Annotated in this window: 14 protein-coding genes and 1 pseudogene; 7 read left to right on the plus strand and 8 right to left on the minus strand. The window is 67.0% G+C overall.

What is annotated here, in order from left to right; translation table 11 throughout:
* The first annotated feature begins 182 nt into the window (after positions 1-182).
* Complete coding sequence (locus tag IDF66_RS12220; protein WP_190267026.1) at positions 183-1,214, plus strand: hypothetical protein; 1,032 nt, start codon at positions 183-185, stop codon at positions 1,212-1,214.
* Positions 1,215-1,238: 24 nt separating this feature from the next.
* Here IDF66_RS12220 and IDF66_RS12225 read toward each other — a convergent pair whose 3' ends face one another.
* Positions 1,239-2,891 carry a TM0106 family RecB-like putative nuclease gene (locus tag IDF66_RS12225; RefSeq protein ID WP_190267027.1) on the minus strand — a complete coding sequence of 551 codons (1,653 nt, stop codon included), beginning with the start codon at positions 2,889-2,891 and terminating at the stop codon, positions 1,239-1,241.
* 174 nt (positions 2,892-3,065) lie between these two features.
* Here IDF66_RS12225 and IDF66_RS12230 point away from each other — a divergent pair, with 174 nt between their 5' ends.
* Positions 3,066-3,758: a DUF6474 family protein gene (locus IDF66_RS12230; protein ID WP_164310000.1), complete on the plus strand. Its 693-nt coding sequence runs from the start codon at positions 3,066-3,068 to the stop codon at positions 3,756-3,758.
* 89 nt (positions 3,759-3,847) lie between these two features.
* Entirely contained in the window at positions 3,848-4,546 is a 699-nt protein-coding gene (locus tag IDF66_RS12235; RefSeq protein WP_190267028.1) for a hypothetical protein, read from the plus strand.
* Here IDF66_RS12235 and IDF66_RS12240 read toward each other — a convergent pair.
* Positions 4,543-5,391 carry an alpha/beta fold hydrolase gene (locus IDF66_RS12240; RefSeq protein ID WP_190267029.1) on the minus strand — a complete coding sequence of 283 codons (849 nt, stop codon included), beginning with the start codon at positions 5,389-5,391 and terminating at the stop codon, positions 4,543-4,545. The two genes, IDF66_RS12235 and IDF66_RS12240, sit on opposite strands and share 4 nt — an antisense overlap.
* A gap of 123 nt (positions 5,392-5,514) precedes the next feature.
* Positions 5,515-7,641 (minus strand): ArnT family glycosyltransferase, encoded by a 2,127-nt coding sequence (locus IDF66_RS12245; protein ID WP_190267030.1) that lies wholly within the window; start codon positions 7,639-7,641, stop codon positions 5,515-5,517.
* A gap of 334 nt (positions 7,642-7,975) precedes the next feature.
* On the opposite strand from IDF66_RS12245, the gene IDF66_RS24195 reads away from it, so the two are divergent.
* Together IDF66_RS24195 and IDF66_RS12255 are read left to right on the plus strand one after the other, a co-directional pair.
* Positions 7,976-8,614: a hypothetical protein gene (locus IDF66_RS24195; RefSeq protein WP_455428730.1), complete on the plus strand. Its 639-nt coding sequence runs from the start codon at positions 7,976-7,978 to the stop codon at positions 8,612-8,614.
* Between the two features lie 29 nt (positions 8,615-8,643).
* Positions 8,644-10,290: an RNA-binding domain-containing protein gene (locus IDF66_RS12255; RefSeq protein WP_190267032.1), complete on the plus strand. Its 1,647-nt coding sequence runs from the start codon at positions 8,644-8,646 to the stop codon at positions 10,288-10,290.
* Positions 10,291-10,369: 79 nt separating this feature from the next.
* Here IDF66_RS12255 and IDF66_RS12260 read toward each other — a convergent pair whose 3' ends face one another.
* Both IDF66_RS12260 and rraA read right to left on the minus strand, forming a co-directional pair.
* Positions 10,370-11,923, minus strand: coding sequence for a succinic semialdehyde dehydrogenase (locus tag IDF66_RS12260; protein WP_164310007.1), 1,554 nt, complete (start codon positions 11,921-11,923; stop codon positions 10,370-10,372).
* 94 nt (positions 11,924-12,017) lie between these two features.
* A pseudogene (rraA, locus tag IDF66_RS12265) lies at positions 12,018-12,500 on the minus strand (ribonuclease E activity regulator RraA); the annotation flags it as partial.
* A 222-nt stretch (positions 12,501-12,722) separates the two neighbouring features.
* Between rraA and IDF66_RS12270 the strand changes: the two are divergent.
* Positions 12,723-13,661, plus strand: a complete 939-nt coding sequence (locus IDF66_RS12270; RefSeq protein WP_190267033.1) for an MBL fold metallo-hydrolase — start codon at positions 12,723-12,725, stop codon at positions 13,659-13,661.
* A 16-nt stretch (positions 13,662-13,677) separates the two neighbouring features.
* Here the strand turns inward: IDF66_RS12270 and IDF66_RS12275 are convergent, their stop codons facing one another.
* Positions 13,678-14,175, minus strand: coding sequence for a hypothetical protein (locus tag IDF66_RS12275; RefSeq protein ID WP_190267034.1), 498 nt, complete (start codon positions 14,173-14,175; stop codon positions 13,678-13,680).
* Between the two features lie 169 nt (positions 14,176-14,344).
* Positions 14,345-17,914, minus strand: coding sequence for a bifunctional lysylphosphatidylglycerol synthetase/lysine--tRNA ligase LysX (gene lysX / locus IDF66_RS23785; RefSeq protein WP_223309608.1), 3,570 nt, complete (start codon positions 17,912-17,914; stop codon positions 14,345-14,347).
* A 116-nt stretch (positions 17,915-18,030) separates the two neighbouring features.
* On the opposite strand from lysX, the gene IDF66_RS12290 reads away from it, so the two are divergent.
* Positions 18,031-18,243: an RNA-binding S4 domain-containing protein gene (locus IDF66_RS12290; RefSeq protein WP_164310011.1), complete on the plus strand. Its 213-nt coding sequence runs from the start codon at positions 18,031-18,033 to the stop codon at positions 18,241-18,243.
* Between the two features lie 424 nt (positions 18,244-18,667).
* On the opposite strand, the gene IDF66_RS12295 is transcribed toward IDF66_RS12290, so the two are convergent.
* Positions 18,668-19,492, minus strand: coding sequence for a siderophore-interacting protein (locus tag IDF66_RS12295; protein ID WP_190267036.1), 825 nt, complete (start codon positions 19,490-19,492; stop codon positions 18,668-18,670).
* Between the last annotated feature and the right edge of the window lie 9 nt (positions 19,493-19,501).

The raw sequence follows: 19,501 nt of genomic DNA on the forward strand, positions 1-19,501 counted from the left end.
CACGCGTATCACCTGTGCCGATGCTGTAACGATTGCCTTGTGTGGCATTGTTCACACTCGATCGCGAATTACCTGTGGTGGCGCAAATCAGAGCTTACCGGAAGATGAACTCTGGGCGACCGTACGGCGATCATCGTCGCACGACAGACCGTCGCACGACAGACACCGAACCGGGGGGTCCGATGGATCATCGAGCCGCGCAGCCGGTCGGGGCGCGCCGACGCATCGGTGCGCTCACCGCCGCCATCGCTCTGATCTCCGCTGCAGTACTGGGCATCGGTGCGGGCGTCGCCGCCTCTGCACCCGACTCGTCGTCGGGATCGGGCACCGGTTCCGGGTCACACAGCGGATCTGGATCACACAGCGGTTCCGGCTCACACAGCGGATCGGATTCACACAGCGGTTCCGGGTCACATAGCGGATCGGATTCACACAGTGAGTCGGGATCCGACCGCGACGCCGGGTCCCGCTGGGGCGGCCACGATCACAGCGGTGACGACCAGTCGGGCGCCGATCAGTCCGGTGCCGATCAATCCGGTGACGATCAGTCCGGTGACACCGAGACCGGTGCAGGCGATGCGACGAGCGATCCCGAACCGACACCGGGAACGGACCCGACCGAACCCACGGAACCCGCCGAACCCACGGGTACGACCGAGCCGACCACTTCGACAGGCGACGACGACTCTCCGGCGGCCGTCTTTCCGTCCCGCCCGCCGCTGTTCACCTCGACCCCGCAGACCGGCGGACGTATGCCCGGCAGGTCGGGCGACGGGGATTCGATCACGCCGCATCAGGACAGCCCACGCCAGGGCAGCCCGAGTCAGGGCAGCCCGAGTCGGGGCGGTACAGACCAGGGCGGCACAGAACCGGGCGCCGAGGTCCCCAGCCTCCCGACCAGCGGCGCCGCGAGCCCGACGGCCACCGGACCATCAAGTTCCGGATCAACGGGTTCCGGATCAGTCGCTTCCGCACCGGCCGGTCCGCGAGCGACGCCCGCCCCGAGGACATCGCCTCCGGACACGAACACGAGTAGAGCCGCACTCACCGCCGCCACGCCGACCGCGGCACCACCCGCCGCTGACGACAGCGCGCTCACCACGACGCGGCGGATCGTCCTGGGCCTCGCCCCCGGGGCCCTTCTGCTGCTCGGTGCGATCGCCCTGCTCGGGAGCGGATCGTTCCTCGAAGCGCTGCGCGCCACACGTTCCTGATCGTCGCTGCAGTGACGGACGAACTCAGCGGTCGCGGAACTCGAGCACCGTGTCCGCGTGGGGTACTTGTTCTTTCGCCGGCCCGTCGATCCATTCGCGCAGCACCTTGGTGGCACGGACGTCGTCCTCGTTGTACTCCAGCAGTCGGTGCCGCTGCGCGGGATCGGGAGTGGCGCCACCCAGACCGACGGCATCGCGATACCAGTCCATCGACGCCTCGCCGCTCGCCTCTGCATCGCGCCAGGTGAAACCCGCGACGGGGGCGACCCGTTTGAGCCCCTTGCCGTTGGGACAGATGAAGTTGCGACCGACCGCCTCGTAGATGTCCACCCACTCGTCGGAGGCGATGAACTCCTCGACCTCGGCGCGTGGCGGCACCCCGTCGTCTCCGGCGAAACGCCGCGCGCTTCCCAGCAGCCACCGATTCTCGGCCTGCTGCGAGTAGCAGTATGCCGCAAAGGTTTTCCCGGCCGCATGGGCGGCCGCGCGCTCACCGGTCAGCCAGCCCCAGAATTCGGCGAACGACCTGCCCTCGTCCCGGGTGGGGAGCGGCTCCCACGTGGCGAACGCCCGGTAACGGACCTCGCGCGACGGATCGGTGTTGTCGGTCAGCAGGGTGCCCCACAGATAGGCGCCATGTTCTCCGTAGCTCTCCATGTCCACATCGACCTCGACGTCGGCCCGGTGTACCTGCGGCTCTTCCAGGCGCCGGATCAGCGGGATGCCGGTGAGCCAGGCGATCGCATTCAGCACCGCGTCGTCGAACCGGATGTTTGCCGGCCAATCCGTCGGCTGGTCGCCGCGGAAATGGGCCAGCTGGTCGATGGTCGTGATCCCGATCTCGCCCAGCGCGATGCTCTGGTTGCCGCCCACGACGAGACTCACGTCCCGGCGCTCTTCGAGTTCGGGCCCGCAGCGCGGCCACCACGGACAGCTCCGGCACTCGCCGATGCGGCGCGGCGCGGTGGGGATGGTCTGCCGGGCGATCGCCATCCGGCGTTCGAACGACTCGGCGTAATCGTCGAGCAGAGCGGCCATCTCGAAAACGACGATGCAGTCGGCGTCGATCCCGATGACACCGCCCTTGAGGTCAGCCGGGTCGGCCGACGGCGTCAACCCGAGGTCGAGCAACATCGCGGTCAGCTGGGCCAGCCGCAGCTGATCACGACGCTGATTGCGCGCGTTGCGGGACACGTCCGGTCGCGGCGCCCACGTCCAGACCGGGCTCGTCAGCGTCGAACCGCCGTTTCCGCCGTTCCCGGGTTTCGCGTCATAGCTGACCCGATGGTTCACCACGATCACCGGGACGTAGCCGGACCCGTCGCGGATGAGTAATTCGGCATGCCCTCGCCTGCCATGGTCGAGGTCGGTCGGCAAGGTGGCGTTCCAGATCCAGGCGGCCTCGGCAGCGCAGGCAGCCATGGTGGCCGCGACCCGTGTTGCATGATCGGACGTCGGGTCGACCAGCACGACCGTGCCGGGCGGTTGATCGCTGTGCAGGCCGCGCACCATGTCGCGCACCCCGGCGCGGTGGTCGGCGGCCGCATCCTTACGTCGTTGCGCCTCGGGCGTATCGGGGCGCGCACGGACGAGGTCGGGGTGCGACTGGTCGAGCGCAAGACGGTGTTCGCATCCGGCGAGATCGCGCGGGTGCAAGACCACTGCCGCTGCCGCCACTCGCCCATCCTTTCCGACATCGGTCCGTGCCTGGCGTCGTGTGCCGACGCTTTGCGCGAGACCGCCCTCGTCGAGCCTATGTAATGCTTGTACCGATGCACGCACTCCCGCTCGGTTTCCGGGCCGGGTGGTATCTCAAACTCCGGGACACCGCACAGGAGGTAGGTTCCTCAGATGGGATTGTTCTCGTCGGATGGCAAGACTCGCGCCCAGCGTAAGGCCGAGGCGAAGGCACTGAAGACCAAGGCCAAGCTCGAGGCCAAGCTCGAGGCGAAGAGCGCGCGGAAGTCGGAGAAGGCCCGACGCCGCGCCGATCGTAAGCACCGCGGCAAGGAACTGAAGCAGGAGCGCAAGACCACCAAGGCGGCCGGCAAGGTCCAGCAGAAGGTGGCGAAGGCCGACGCCAAGGCGACCGCGGCCAAGGCGAAGGCCGACGCCGACGCCCAGGCGTTCAGCCCGGCGAGTGTCCGCCGTTATCTGACCGTCGTGCGGCTGCTGTCGCCCATCGTGGTGCCGATCGCCTACCGCGCAGCGGTGGCGGCGCGCGGTCAGGTCACCGCGCTCCAGGCGAGCCGTGCCGGCGTATCACCGGATGTCCTGCGACAGTTCTCCGGCCACGGCGCGACGCTGTCGGCGCGGATCGCCACCACCAAGGCATCGCTGGAGAAGGTCGCCACCAAGGACACCACCGACGAGGGTTCGGCGTTCGTGTCCGCGATGACGACCCGTCTCGACAACCTCGCCATCGCCGTCGACGCCGCGGAGGCCATGCCTGCGGCTCAGCGTCGGACCGCGCATCAATCGATCGAGTCGGAACTCGAAGCCATCGAGGCAGACATCCTGGCCCGGCTCGGCGTGCGCGCCTGATCCTCCATCGCGAGGTGGGCCACCCGACGTCTTAAAATGAGCCCCTACCCGCCGCACCGATTCACCACGCAAGGGAGCGTGAGCAGCAGATGACCGACCCCGGCCCGAACAACACACCTCAGGGTTCCTCGTCCGACGACTCGGCGTCCGAGGTCACCGGGCCGGCGGAGTCCACCGGTGCCGAGACCGGCGGCCAGGCCGAGAGCGCGTCGTCCACGCAGAAGCCTGACCAGAAGACGCCTGACCAGACGCCACCGAAGAAGGCGGCAAAGAAGCCGGCGGCGAAGAAGGCACCGGCCAAGAAAGCCGCGGCCAAGAAGGCGCCGGCGAAGAAGGCGCCCGCCAAGAAGCAGCCGACCGGCAAGCAGGCCGCAGAGAAACACACCCCGGACAAGCAGGCCACAGCGGAGACAGAGCCGACCACCGAGCCACCGGCCGAGACTGCACCACCTGCCGACACCCCCGCACCGAAGCCCGACGTCGCCGCACCGAGGCCTGTCGCGCCCAAGTCCACACCGTCCAAGCCCCCGGTCAAGAAGAAGGCACCGACCGGACCATCGGGCCCCGCGTCGACAGCACCGTCGGCCCCGCCGTCACGTCCGTCACCGGCCGTCGTCGACGCCGTCGCCGAATCCGATGCGCAGCGAGCCACATTCGCCCAGCTCCGAGCCGGCGCACCCACCGAGCTCCCGTCGGCGAACCGGACGGTGCCGATCGCTGCTGCCGTCGCCGCGCTGGCTGCAGTGGCGGCGGTCCTGATCGCGATCCTTCGGCGCCGCCGCGGCTAGGTCGACCGGGCCGCCACCCGGTCGAGGATGGCCGTCGCGACCTCCTCCGGGCGGTTCTCGGGCAACCAGTGGTCGGCACCGTTGATCACACGGAACTCGTACGGTGCGTCCACCCAGTTCCCGGTCATCTCCGCACCCCGGCGACCGAGCGCGAAGTCGCCGTCACTCCACAGGTAGGTGGTCGGGACGATGATCTTCGGGAACCGCCGGTCCTCGCGTGTCCCGAGCGGGAGCCCGCGGTACCAGTTCAGCGCCCCGGTCAGCGCACCCGATGCGACGATGTCGTCGTAGAGCCGGCTCGCGAACGGCTCCGGCAACCCGATCCGCTTCCCGCCGCCCGCCGACGGCCGAAAGACCCTGGACAAGAACAGTTCCGGGATCTTCGGCAGGTTGAAGAACGCCATGTACCAGGACCGCAGCAGCTGTCCACGGGGCATCGCGCGCAGAAATGCGCCCGGATGTGGCACCGACAGCGCGGTCAGTGTGCGGATCCGATCGGGATGCGCGCCCGCCACCGACCACGCGACGGCAGCACCCCAGTCATGGCCGACGAGGTCCACCGATTCGACGCCCAGTGCATCGATCAGCGCGATCACATCCCCGACGAGCTCACCCATGCGGTAATCGCGACGAGCGGCCGGCCGCGCGCCGGGGGAGTAGCCACGCTGATCCGGCGCAATCGTTCGAAATCCCTTGTCGTGCAACAGTGGTACCACCAGATCCCAGGCCGTCGCGCGTTGCGGGAATCCATGGAGCAAGACGATCGGCACGCCGTCGATCGGTCCGCTGTCGATCACGTCGAAGACGTAGGGGCCATTGGCGAACTCGGTGAGTCGGTCGGTCATCGTCATCCTTCCCCGGTGAAAGACCCGACAGTACCCGCCGCAGAAACACCGACGACGCGACGAGCCGCCCACCGGTGAGGGTGAGCGGCTCGTCGTGTCGCCGATCGGTAAGGGCGCCCGGGATCAGTTGAGCTTGTAGACCGTCGTCCCGCCGACCGTGGTCGCCGTGTAGTTCTGCGCGACCCAGGTGGAGATCTCCGAGTTGCCGCCGGGACCACCCTGTCCGCCACCGATGTAGTAGCCGATCTTGCCTGCCTTCACGTAGTCGATGAACTGCTGCAGGGTCGGGGCGGGGTCGCCACTCCATCCACCGATGGCCATCACCGCGGTACCCGTGGCGATCTCGATGCCGGAGGCGGATTGCGACCCGTTGGTGGCCGCCGCCCACGTGGCGTCCGAGGACTTCAGCAGGGCGACGAGTTCGGTGTTCGACGAGATGTCGCCGCCCATACCGCCACCCATGCCCCCGCCGCCGGACGGACGCTGACCCTTACCGCTGTCGGCCGCGGTGCCGCTCGGCGTTTGACCACCTTGGGTCTGACCGTTCTGGGTCTGACCGTTCTGGGCCTGACCGTTCATCGACGGAGGAGTGCCACCGTTGCCGCCGGGAGCGTTGCCACCCAGAGTGTTGCCACCACCGCGGTGTCCCCCACCCCCGCCGAATCCGCCCATGCCGCCACTGTCCATGGAGGTGTTGACCGCGGTCGGGATCGATCCGCTGTGTGCGGTCGCCGCTGTCGCGATCGCGAATCCGACGCTGCCACCCGCACCGGCGAGTGCACCGATGATCACGGCGCCTGCGACGGCCTTACGCCAGGCCATCACACTTCCCACGAGCAGCACGACCAGACTGATCACCGCCAGCGCACCGATCAGCCAACGGCACCAGACGGGACCGAAGTCGTTGCGGTTCAGCAGGACGATGGACCACCACCCGGCCAGACCGATCATCGCGGCCAGTGCGACCCGGCCGTCCCAGCGATCCCGGCGCCGCCAGGCGAAGACGCCGCCCATGCCGACCATCGCGCCGATCGCCGGCGCCAAGGCCACTGTGTAGTAGGGATGGATCGTGCCGCTCATGAAGCTGAAGATCAGTCCGGTGATCACCAGCCAGCCGCCCCAGGCGACCACTGCGCCACCCTCGACACGGCTGACGCCGTTGGTGAAGCGGAAGATCGGGAAGCTGCGCACCCCGAGATAGATCGCGAAGGCGAGGGCGAACAGAGCCACCGGGAGCAACCACGAGATCTCGTTGCCCATCTCCGAACTGAAGAGTCGGTTGAGGCCGGTGGAACCGCCGAACGAACCGCCGGCCTGTCCACCACCGGGGCCACCTCCGCCGCCTGGGCCGCTTCCGCCGCTGATGCGACCCACGCCGTTGTAACCCCACACCAGATCCATGAAGGTGTTGTTCGTCGAGCCGCCGATGTACGGGCGTGCCGAGGCCGGCACCAGGATGGTGGCCAGCACGAACCAGCCCGCCGACACGATGAGCGCGACGGTCGCACCGATCAGGTGACCGATCCGCTTCCACCAGCCGTTGTCGGCGAACATCAGGTAGGCCAGCCCGAAAGCGGGCAGGACGAGCAATCCCTGCAACATCTTGGTGAGAAAGGCGAAGCCAAGGGCCACACCGACGAGCGCGAGCCAGCGGCCCGAGTTGGTCCCGATCGCCCGGGTCACCGCGTAGCCCGCGGCCACCATCAGCAGGACGAGCAGCGCATCCGGGTTGTTGAACCGGAACATCAGCGCCGCGGCCGGGGTGAAGGCGAGCACTGCGCCCGCGATCAGGCCTGCGGCGGTGCCGTGGCGTGGATCGCTGAAGGTACGCCGCATCGCGCAGTACAGCAGCGCAACCGCAGCGACTCCCATCAAGGCCTGCGGTACCAGCACCGCCCAGCTGTTCATCCCGAACACCCGCACCGACAGCCCGGTCACCCAGAGCGATGCAGGCGGCTTGTCGACGGTGATGAAGTTCGCCGAGTCGAGCGATCCGAAGAACCAGGCCGTCCAGTTCTGCGAGCCCGCCTGGGCGGCCGCCGCGTAGAAGGTGTTGGCGTAACCGCTGGCCGCCAGGTTCCACAGGTAGAGCACCGCGGTGGTCACCAGCAGCCCGGTGAGGGCGAACGGACTCCACGCGACGGCGCGCTTCGGCCTCGGTTTGTCGCCGGCGTGGCGGCGGCGCGCTCTGGTCGGGGGCGGCGGTTCGCCGGGTGACGGCGCACCCTGGCGTGCCAGCACTGTGGTCATGGGTCCTCCTGTGTCGGATGTGTTGATCCCACAGTGGGGCCTGCGACTCATGCCTGGCTGGACGATGACTGGGAGAAGCCTGTGAGCGCCGACGCCGGGGCGCAGCGTGTCATGTCCATCACAGAAATGACCGTGTGAACGGTCGTCGCTCGCCATTCCGCCGTTTTCGGCAGATGCTGGGTAGAGGTTCCGGACCAGATCGACCCGGGATCAGATCGACCCTGGATATCAGATCTGCACCGTGGGGAGGACGAACGGTTTGCGGTACGCGCTCGGCACGCTCGGCGGACGGATGCCATGGTCGTCCAATCCGCTCCTGCGGCGCGGCGACCGGATGGTTTCCGCCGTCGGTCTGGTGGCCGCGGTTCTCGCAGTGCTCGCCGTCCCCGCGGCGGTCCTGGCGGGGTGCTCGACGTACGGCCAGGTGTCGGCTCGCGCCGCATCGACCACACCGGTGACCGCACGCGTGGTCGACGTACTTCCCGCCGATCCGACCGCACTGGACACCGGCGCGACGGTCAGGTGGATGCACCATGGCGTGACCCGGACCGACACCACATCGGTGCCGTCGACGACCCGTGCAGGCACGATGACCCGGATCTGGACGGATCCGACCGGCACCGTGGTGCCACAGCCGCCGGATCGGTTCGGACGAGTGGCCGGTGCCGCGGCGGTCGGGTGTTCGGATGGCTCACGATCGCTGCCCTGCTGCTGGCCGGTGTACGTCTGTTGGGCCACGGAGTGGCGCGCCGGCACGAGGATCGCTGGGATGTCGAGTGGCGGCAGGCAAGCGCCGCCGACGGCTGGGCGTCACACTGATCCGAACATCTACGGAGCTCTGGTCATGGTTGGGGCCTGGCAACTGCCAATTGGCGCTTCTCGAGCGCTGACACGTTCCCTTACCCCGTCCCGCAGAGTTCTCGTACAGATCAAACTTGTTAAAAGTTATGGTTCCGCGAGTCGGCCACATTGATCAAGCCATAATTATGCATACTCGAGGCCATGGAGACGCACGCTCTAATCGCTGGCGGAGAGACCTTTACGACCGAGTTCAAGCGCGCCGACATCAACGACAAGGACCTCGCCAAAACGGCCGCTTGCTTGGCCAACGGGGAGGGTGGCGTCCTACTGGTCGGAGTTGACGACGATGGCACAGTTGTAGGCGCAAAGCCCCGCCATGGTCGGGTGACCGAACCTGCGCGGGTCGCAGCTTACATCCAAGCGAACACCGAGCCTGCGCTTTCGGTCAGTGTGGGCCTGGAGGTGGTCGATGGGCACGAGATCATCCGCATAGACGTGCCCCGCGCTGATCCCGGCCCCGTTGGGACGAAGTTGGGCGTGTTCACCAAACGCGTGATCAAGTCGACCGGCGAGCCAGAGTGTGCACCAATGACAGCTCACGAGATCGTCAGTATGGGAATGGTCACCCGCGGGCAGGATTTTGCGGCGTCAACAGCGAGAGACGCGACACTTGCCGACCTCGATCCGACCGAGTTCAACCGATTTCGACGACTGTGTCTTGGCGCCGGCGACGAGCTTGCCGGCCTTTCCGACCAGGATGTCCTCCGTGCACTTGGCCTCGTGCCGATCTCCGCGCCACTCAGCGTCGGTGCGGTTCTGTTGTTCGGCACCGAGGCAGCAGTGCAACGGTGGATCCCGAACACTGAAGTGCTCTTCCAGGATCTTCGCGCCGGGCACCAACCAACGAATCTCCAGATTGTCGAGCCACTCCTGCGGACGGCCGAACATCTCCACGAACTCATTGACGCCCGCAATACGATCACTGAACTGATGGCTGGGCTCCATCGTGTCGAGATTCCACTCATCCCGTCGATCACGCGTCGCGAAGCGGTGGCGAATGCGTTGGTGCATCGGGACTACGCGGCCATGGGACCTATACGCCTACAGCTGACCGACAGTTCATTTGTGGTAGCCAGCCCTGGCGGGTTTCCACCTGGTGTCACTACCCAAAACATCCTTGATCAGTCCCGGCCGCGCAGTCCGATTCTTGCCGCCGCGTTCAAGCGGGCCGGCTTGGTTGAGCGAAGAGGAAAGGGCGTCAACGATATGTTTGAACAGCAGCTTCGCGCCGGGCGGGACGCACCTGACTATTCGCACAGCACAAGCGATTCAGTAGTTGTGACCGTGCCCCTCGGAAATGCTGACCTCGATCTGGTCCGGTTCCTGCTCACCTGGGAGAACGAGCACCAGCGGCCGCTGAGCCTCGACGAACTGCGGATCGTTCACGATGTCAAGACGTCGGGCTCAGCCACGAGCAGCGAAGTGGCGGAGGAACTCCATCTCATTTCAGCCACTGCGAAATCCAGTCTCGGACGTCTGGTCGAAAGTGGGATCCTCGAATCTCGCGGCGTCGGCCGAAGTCGCAAGTACCACCTCACCGCACGCTTCTACGACTTAGCCCAGGATCGCAACGCCTACGTGCGCGTCAAAGGCGTGGATCCCCTTCAGCAAGAGCGAATGATCCTCGACTACGCCAGCGCGTACGGTTCGATCACCCGAAGCCAGGCTGCCGAGCTTTGTCAAACAACTCCCACCCAAGCACGATCGGTGCTCAAACGCTTGGTCGACGATGGCCGGCTTCGGCTGACGGGCGAACGTCGCGGAGCCAGATACGTGCCACCGGGATGATCAAACATGGCGATGGGACTTGGTCAATCGAGGTGCCCAGCCCTGAGAGCGTGACTTGGAACTACAAATCGGTGCTGCGCTACCGCCCGGGCAGGTACTTCAGCGCGCGGATCGCGTACGGCGTGACCGCCCGGTACACGCCCTTCGGGATGCCGGGTGCGCGGTCGATGCCGATGAAGCGCTGCTCGGCGACGGTCTGCGGCTCGGTGTACTTGAGCAGCCCCTCTTCGCCGTGTCGGCGGCCGACACCGGAGATCCCCATGCCTCCCATCGGGGCAGCGGTCGACGCCCAGGCCGCGGCATAGCCCTCGTTGATGTTCACCGTGCCGGCGCGCAACCGGTCGGCGATCCCGTTGGCCTCGGCACTGTTCCCCGCGAAGACGCTCGCGTTGAGTCCGTAGGCGGTGGCGTTCGCCAGCTTGATCGCCTCGTCGGTGGAGTCGACGGGGTAGATCGACACGACGGGCCCGAACGTCTCGTCGGCGTAACAGGTCATCTCGTCGGTGACGTCGGCGAGCACAGTCGGCTCGAAGAAGAACGGCCCGAGGTCGGCCCTACGACGACCTCCGGCGAGTACCTTCGCCCCCTTCGACACCGCGTCCTGCACATGGGCTTCGGCCGTGTCGATCTGCGCTGCCGAGGCGAGTGACCCCATGTCGGCGGCGAAATCGTAGCTGGCGTCGAGCTTCATCGCGGCGACGTACGCCGCGAACTTCGCGGTGAACTCGTCGGCGATCGTCTTGTCCACGTAGAGCCGCTCGATGGAGATGCAGAGCTGGCCCGAGTTGGAGTAGCACGCGCGCGCAGCGCCTTCGACGGCCCGATCGATGTCGGCCTTGGCGGTGACGATCATCGGGTTCTTGCCGCCGAGTTCGGCGGAGAAGCCGATCAGCCGGCGCCCCGCCTGTTCGGCCAGCGTCGCGCCGGTCGCCGACGACCCGGTGAACATCACGTAGTCGGTGGTGGCGACGATCGCCTGGCCGACAACGCTTCCCGGGCCGGGAACCACCGCGAACAGCTCCGGCGGCAGGCCGGCCTCGTAGAGCAGTTCGGCCAATGCCAGTGCGCAATACGGGGTCTGACTGTCGGGCTTGATCACCACACCGTTGCCGGCGAGCAACGCGGCCACCGCATCCGACACCGCGAGTGTGAGCGGATAGTTCCATGGGCTGATCACGCCGACGACGCCCTTGGGCTGATACCGAACCCGCACGCTCGTCGCACCGGGCAGCATGCCCTTGACCTTGTGGTCGGCCAGGGACTTCGGTCCTGTCGTCGCGTAATACCGCGCGGTGAGCGCGACGTCGATGACCTCTTCCTGCGCGTAGATGCGGGCCTTGCCCGTCTCGGCCTGCGCGATGTCCATCAGCTCGGCGGCGTGGGAATGGACGAGTTCGGAGAACGCGGCGAGCACCTCCGCCCGCTGAGCGGCAGTCCGCTGCGCCCAGCCCTCCTGGGCCGTGCGTGCACGAGCGACCGCGGTCTCCAGGTCCTCGGCGGTGCCGACCGGGATGGTCGCCATCTCCACACCGCTGAACGCCTCGAGGACGGGGCGGGTGGGACGCGCGGCCGCGTCGTCGATGGCCACCAGCGCGGCCAGCCGGCGGAAGTACTCCGCTGTGGGCTTCGGCATGATCGGTTCCTCAGCTCTCGGTGGAGGCGGTGTCGGACGATTCGGTGTCGGGCTGCGCGGCCGCGTCGACGTCAGCGGCATCGGCGTCGGACTCCTCGCCTGCGACGATCACGATGCCGTCGTCGTCGGAGTACACGATGTCGCCGGGGTTGAAGGTCTCGCCACCGATGGTCAGCGGGATGTCACGGTCACCGACGCCGGTCTTGGTGGACTTGCGCGGGTTGGTGCCAAGCGCCTTGACGCCGATCTCCATCTCGCCGATCGCCTTTGCATCACGGATCGCGCCGTTGACGATGATCCCGGCCCAGCCGTTGGAGCGCCCGAGCTCGGCGATGATGTCGCCGACCAATGCCGTGTGCACCGATTCCGCGCCGTCGACGACCAGAACGCCATCGGGGTTGGACTCGGAGAGAATCGATTTCAGCAGGGCGTTGTCCTGGAAGCACTTGACCGTGGTCACCCGGCCGACGAATTCACGACGGCCTCCGTACTGGGTGAACTGGGTGTCGCAGCTCCGGACGAGGTCGCCGATCTCGTCGACGAGGTCAGCGGTCGGCGTGAAGGTCAGCTCGGTCATGGGACTCAGTTTAGGCCGACCAATCGGTAGATGTTACCGGCGGGTACATCTACCAGCACGGCGCGCAGTGCGCACCCGAGGTCACGGCGGCCTCCGTCGGGTCGCGGCTCCGGAGCCCGGTGACAACTCCCGGAGTCGATGTCGGCGGTAACCGTGGTCGGGTAGCGTCGATCACGGTCGCCCGTCCACAACATGCCAGCATGCCGCCCGAGGAGCGTCGACATGTCGAGCACAGATCTCCCGCCGCCGTCGCCGAGAATGTGCGACATGATCGCCGCGGCCGCGCATTTCACCAGGGGCATGGTGCGGCCGCGGCGCCCTGATCAACGCCTGCTCGCATCGATTGACGACGCCGGTTTACCGGACGGTGAGCAAACAGTCCGCGTGCGTGCGCTGCCACAGGTCTCGCGCCAGGTGCCCGCGATGGGTGTCGTGGAGGGGGCCGCACCGTACCGGCGGCTGCCCTCCGCCATGACCAGCTTCGTCGTCGAGCATCCCGAGGCAACCTTTCTGGTCGACCCCGGCTACTGCCGAGACGCCCGCCAACGCACGATCGCCGAGTTGCCGCCGTTGACCCGCCTTCTGGTCACACCGCCGGCGGCGACGATGAGCACGCTGGATGCCCTGGCCGGCCGACCACCATCCCGCACACCCGACTTCGCCCTTCCCACGCACGCGCATTGGGATCATGTCTGCGGACTGCTCGATTTCCCGGGCATGCCGGTCCACCTCAGGAAATCCGAGCGGGACTGGCTCCTGGGACCCGATCGTCCGCCGGTGGGTGGAGTTCGTCCCACCGTCTCCGACGGACGTCCATCGGAGATCTACGAGCTCGACGGCCCGCCCGTCGCCACGTTCGTGGCCAGCCACGATCTGTTCGGCGATCGCTCGGTACTCGTCGTCGACCTGGCCGGCCACACCCCGGGAAGTGTGGGCATCCTCGCCCGGACCACGAACGGCTGGGTGCTGCTCGCCGGGGATGCGGCGTGGCACTACGAACAGATCGAACGTCTCCGGCAGAAGCCGGCGTTTCCGGGCGAGTTCGTCGACGAGGATCGTGAGGAGGCGTTCGCCACCCTGCACCGCCTACACCTCGCTCGTCACCTCATGCGAGTGATTCCGACCCACGACTCCGCCGCATCCGGCCACATCTGCATCTGATCGGCCGCGGCCGCGCTCAGTTCTCGCACACCAGATCCGTCGACGACTTCAGGTACGGCGGCGACGAGTACGGCTGCACGATGGCCGCCACCCACTTCTTGGCCATCGGCGACCACACCGGGTCCTTCCGGACACCCATGGCGAAGCAGCCACCCCGACGCACCAGCAGGTCCAGTCCGGTATCCGATCGGAGCCACTCGCCGACCCCGGCGAACGGGAGGTTCGAGTCGGCGAACGGCGGCACCAATCCGGAGGCATCGATCGCCCTGGTCTGAGCGGCGTTGAACAGGGTGTTGTACTCCATCCAGACGCCGGCCTGCGGCCAGTAACGATGCCGATAGACCGCGGGGAACGAGTTCCAGCTACCGCCTGCGGGAATCCGCATTCCAGGCATGACCACTCCCGCTGCACCCGATCCGACCCCGACCGGCGAAGCAGCCGCGGTCGAAGCCGGCACGGCCACCAATGCGGCCGCCGCGACAGCCACCAACAGCACTCGAACAACTGATCGCATGATCCGTGTCCTCTCGCGCAATCCGGCGACCTGCGGCCGTGGCCGAGATCTGCCCGCATGGCCGTCCGACAGTTCAGCTCAGCAAACAGTATTTGCCATCGCGGACACAAGGGCGATTGTGCCAGGCGCCGACAGATCGCGCAGCGCCATCGGACAACCGCGAGCGGCCTCAGCCTTCCTGGGGCTTGGCCAGCGGGAACGCCAACGACTCGCGGATCGACTGGCCGGTGATCAGCATGACCACGCGATCCACGCCGACACCGAGACCGCCGGTGGGTGGCATCGCGTATTCGAGCGCCTGGAGAAAGTCCTCGTCGAGTTCCATCGCCTCGGGATCGCCACCGGCCGCCAGGATCGATTGGTCGGTCAGCCGCTTGCGTTGTTCGACGGGGTCGGTCAGCTCGGTGTACGCGGTACCGAGTTCCACACCCCACGCGACGAGATCCCAGCGCTCGGCCACCCCGGCGATCTCGCGGTGCGCCCGGGTGAGCGGCGACGTCGACGTCGGGAAGTCGATGTAGAAGGTCGGGAACGTGGTCCGGTCCTCGCCGAGATGCTCGTAGAGTTCGAGTACCACCTGGCCGGCGTCCCAGTCGGGGCGGTGGGCGATGTCGAGCCGGTCGCAGATTGCGCGCAAGACCTCCACCGGGGTCCCCGGGGTCACCTCCTCCCCTGCCCCCTCGGATACCGCCTGATGCACGGTCTTGACCGGCCAGGGACCCGAGATGTCCACGCGCTCTTCATGTCCGTCCGCGTCCGTGCGCACGATCACGGGTTCGCCGTACGCAGCAATCGCGGCGTGCTGGATCATCTCGCGGGTGAGGTCGAGCATCTTCAGGTAATCACTGTGTGCCGCATAGGCTTCCAGGCTGGTGAACTCGGGGTTGTGACTGAAGTCGACACCCTCGTTGCGGAAGTTGCGCCCGATCTCGAACACCTTCTCCACGCCGCCGACGCAGAGCCTCTTCAGATAGAGCTCGGGCGCGATACGTAGGTAGAGATCGAGATCGTAGGCGTTGATGTGAGTCTGGAACGGGGTGGCGTTGGCACCGCCGTGGATCTGTTGCAGGATCGGGGTCTCCACCTCCAGGAACCCGCGTTCGGCGAGGAAGTCTCGCAACGACTTGACCACCACACTGCGTGTTGCGAGCAGTTCCCGGCTGCGTGGGTTGATGGCCAGGTCCACATAGCGTTGGCGTACCCGGGCCTCCGGATCGGTCAGGCCGCTCCATTTGTCCGGCAACGGCCGCAGACACTTGCCGTTGAATCGCCAGGCATCGATGAGGATCGACAGCTCGCCCGACCGGCTGGCACCGACCACTCCGCGAGCCTCGATCAGGTCGCCCAGGTCGACGTCACCTCCGAAATCCGGTGTGCCCGGGATCAACCGCGACTCCTCGACCAGGACCTGCACCTGACCCGACCAGTCGTGTACGTCGGCGAAGACCACCTTGCCGAAATCGCGGAGCCGGGTCACGCGGCCCGCGATGGTCACCACCGAGCCCTCCGGCTCGGCGACCGCCTGCGCGATCGTGTGGGTGGGCGCATCCGCGGGCGGATACGGATCGAATCCCGCCTCGACGAGGCGTTCCATCTTGGCCAGGCGGACCCGCACCTGCTCGGGCCGATGCACGTCAACCCCGGTGGTGTCGGCCTCCGCCTCCAACTCGGCGATCAGGGCGTCGACGTCCACGCCGGCCGGGATCGCCGCGGCACCCTCGGTGTAGTGCCTCGCGCGGCCGAATCGGGGCAACCGGACGAAGCCCTCGGTCACGATGGCCGCGAGTCCGACCCGGGGCATCACGCGGGTGTCCTCGAAGCAGAGATACCGCGGCTGCCAGTCCGGCCGGTACTTGGCGTTCGACTTGTAGAGCGACTCCATCTGGAAGAACTTCGATCCGAACATCAGCACGGAATAGGTCGCGCGCATCACCGGCCCGGCCCCGATCTCGGCGCCGTGCTCGAAGAACGCGCGGAAGGTCGCGAAGTTCAGCGAGATCTGGGTGATGCCGTACTGCTCCGAGTTCTTCGCCAGCTCGGTCACCATCGTCTCGACGATGCCGTTCACCGAGCCCCGATCGCGGCGCATGACGTCGAGGGAGACCCCGGTCCGTCCCCACGGGACGAACGACAGCATGCCGACGACCTTCTCCCCCGGTTCACCCTCGTGCTCGACCGCTTCGACGAGGAGGCAGTCGCCGTCGGACGGATCGCCGAGTCGGCCCAACGCCATCGCGAAGCCACGCTCCTCGTCGGTGTCGCGCCAGGCATCGGCGCGCGCGACGATCTCCGCCATCTCGCCGCCGATCCCGGCGACCGTGCCCGGCTTCCCGACGACCGAGCCCGATTTCCCGACGTTCGAGCCCGATTTCCCGACGACCGAGCCCGGCTTCCCGACGACCGAGCCCGATTTCCCGTCGACCGTGCCCGGTTTCCCGTCGATCGAGCCCGATTTCCCGTCGACCGAGCCCGATTTCCCGTCGATCGAGCCCGATTTCCCGTCGATCGAGCCTGTCGAGATCTCCCCGTGACGCCGGATGCGCACCGTGATCCCGGCCCGCTTCGTCCGTGTGACGGCCTGCCGGACACCCTTCATCGCGGGCCCGTTGATGCTGTAGTCGCGGGTGTGGAGGATCGCCTCGTCCCCGATCGAGAACGAGCCGAACCCTGCCGCGTCGTAGGCGGCGGCACCGCGTGCGCTCGACCCCATCGCCGCCGGATGCCAGCCGTACCGATCGCAGAGCGTGAGGAATTCGGCCACCGCGTCGTCCCAGGACTCCGGGTCGCCGATCGGATCGCCGCCGGCCAGTCCCACCCCGAGTTCGACCCGGTAGGTGAGCGCCGCGCGACCGTCCGGCGCGAAGACCACCGCCTTGTCGCGCCGGGTGGAGAAATACGCGAGCGAATCGTCGTCGTTGAATCGGGTGATCAACGCCCGGATGAGCTTCTCGTCGTCGGCGGTGATCAGGGATCGGAGCCGCACCGACCGGAACAGCACGATCGCCGCCGCGATCAGCGCCAGTGCGCCGAACAATCCGAGCAGCCCGTTGATCGGCGGATAGCTGTGCCGCCCGTCGAAAGTCGCCTCCTGGTCGATCGAACCGAATGCGACGACCCGGTTGATGGCGTACGGGAGACGATCGGCACGAGTGAGGGTGTGCGGGAACAACCACACCAGACCCCAGCCCAGCAGCGTGCCGACGACGAGGCCGCCGAGCAACACGCCGACGGCCCTGAGGATCGCGCCGCGGCGCACGCGCGTGTGGAACTGCTTGTAGGTGGCGATCAGATAGATCAGCGCAGCCAGGTCGATGACGATGCCGATGCACAGGTTGATGCGGTCGTTGTCGGTGACCGCGAGTTGATCGGCGAGCGCCGGGATCAGGTAGAGCGCGTTGCCCAGCGTGTACAGGACCAGGTAGACCACGCAGATCCACCAGGCGATGCGTTTGCGCATCGACAACGCGAACGCGACCAGGGCCAGCACGAAGGCCCACGCGAAACTGGTGTCGGGCAGGGTGATGACGAAGGTGTCCACGTAGTCGCGCGGCATGTGGATCAGGTGCCGGAACCAGGGGAAGACGCTGGACAGAAGTGCGATCGTGGCGAGCACGCCGACGACGGTCCCGGCGATCCGCGGTGCGTGCCTCCCGAACCCGCGCGGTGTGCGGATGCTCTCGATCAGGTCGCGCGACCGCCGCTCGGCCGGCGTGTGCGGTCGCGGAGTGGAATCGGTCATCTCGTGCTCGGAGATGCTCTCGGCAGCACGTTCTGAGCGCGGCGCTTCCAACGTCATGGATAGACGTTAGCCGTCCGGACTCGCTCGGCAGGCCATCGTTCGGCAAGATGGTTGCGATGTACGACGTACCCATCCGTGACGGCTCGATCCGCCTGGGTCAGTTCTTGAAGCTGGCCAACCTCATCGACTCGGGCGCCGAGGCCAAAGGTGTGATCGCCGACGGGCTGGTGTCGGTCAACGGGGATGTGGAGGATCGTCGAGGCCGACAGCTGGAGCCGGGCGACGTGGTGGAGATCGGCGGTCAGTCCGCGCGTGTCACCGCGGAATGATCAGCGGACGGCACTGATCATTCCGCATGGTGATCACGTGTGAAGTCGTCGGAGTTCGGCTTGGGTGACGAGGCGCTCGGCCTCGGCGGGAAATGCGCGGGTGGTGGTGCGCGCGCGGCCGAATCTGCCGCCGGTGATGGAGCTCAGCATCGAGCTACGACGTGGACTGGAGGATGTATTAGCCAACCTCATGACCAATCACTTCCCTGGTTCGCTACAACGGACTCGATCTTCGGCTTACTGTAATCGGTCGGTCGGTCGCACCCAAGTCATTTGGTCCATCGAAGAACGTATTCTCCGCCACACCTGGACTCCGATTCGCCGGGTACGCCCGCCGCAATGTCAGCCATCCGGTACATCGATGATCCCACAGCGACCGTTACATCCCGGGTAGCGTCGGCCCAGATGTCGCCTCGTGCAGGCATCAGCCCAGGACGTGGCCGATCTTCCAGTAGCCGGAGAAATACACCTGTCCCTTGTCCAGCCCCAGGTCTTCCACCACATGTCGGCGCAGCCGCTGGGCCGTGGAACTCTCACACGCGAGCCATGCGTACCCATAGGTCCGGTCTCGTGCCATCGAGGCGAGTGCGTCGGGCAACAATTCTCCCGGGCGGGCGCCGGCCTCATCTCGCGCCAACCACCGTGTCCGAACGGTTGCGTCCGACCGGATCTCCTGTGCGTCCGCAGCGGTCGGGATCTCGACGACGACGTCGGCGTGCGCCTCGGGTGGGAGCTGCTCGAGAATCGCCCCGATGGCAGGCAGGGCCGTCTCGTCCCCGGCGATCAACTGGGGCACGGACATCTCCGACGGCGCGTACGCCGAGATCGGCCCGAACAATGCCACCTCCGAACCGGGATCGCAGGTCTGCGCCCATGCCGAGGCCGGGCCGCCCCCGGGCCCGTGGGTGGCGAAGTCGATGTCGACCTCGTTGTCGTCGGCGCGATGTAGCCGGATCGTGTATGTACGCATGACCGGGCGATCGGACTCCGGCAGGGCGAGGATGTCCTTCGGCGTCATGTCCGGTGACACATTCGGCGACGTCTCACCGTCGCGGGGCAGGATGAGCTTCACCCGTTGGTCGGGCCCGACGGCGACGAAGTCGCGCAGGTCGTCCCCGCCGAGCGAGACCCGGATCATGTTCGGAGAGAGCTGCCTCCGATCGGTCACCCGCACCCGGTAGAGACGGACACCAGGACGTGCCGGGGCCGTCGACGGAGCGGTCTGCCGGTTCATGACATCTCTGTTCACTTCCACCAC

The organism is Gordonia hankookensis, assembly GCF_014673215.1.
Lineage (GTDB): Bacteria > Actinomycetota > Actinomycetes > Mycobacteriales > Mycobacteriaceae > Gordonia > Gordonia hankookensis.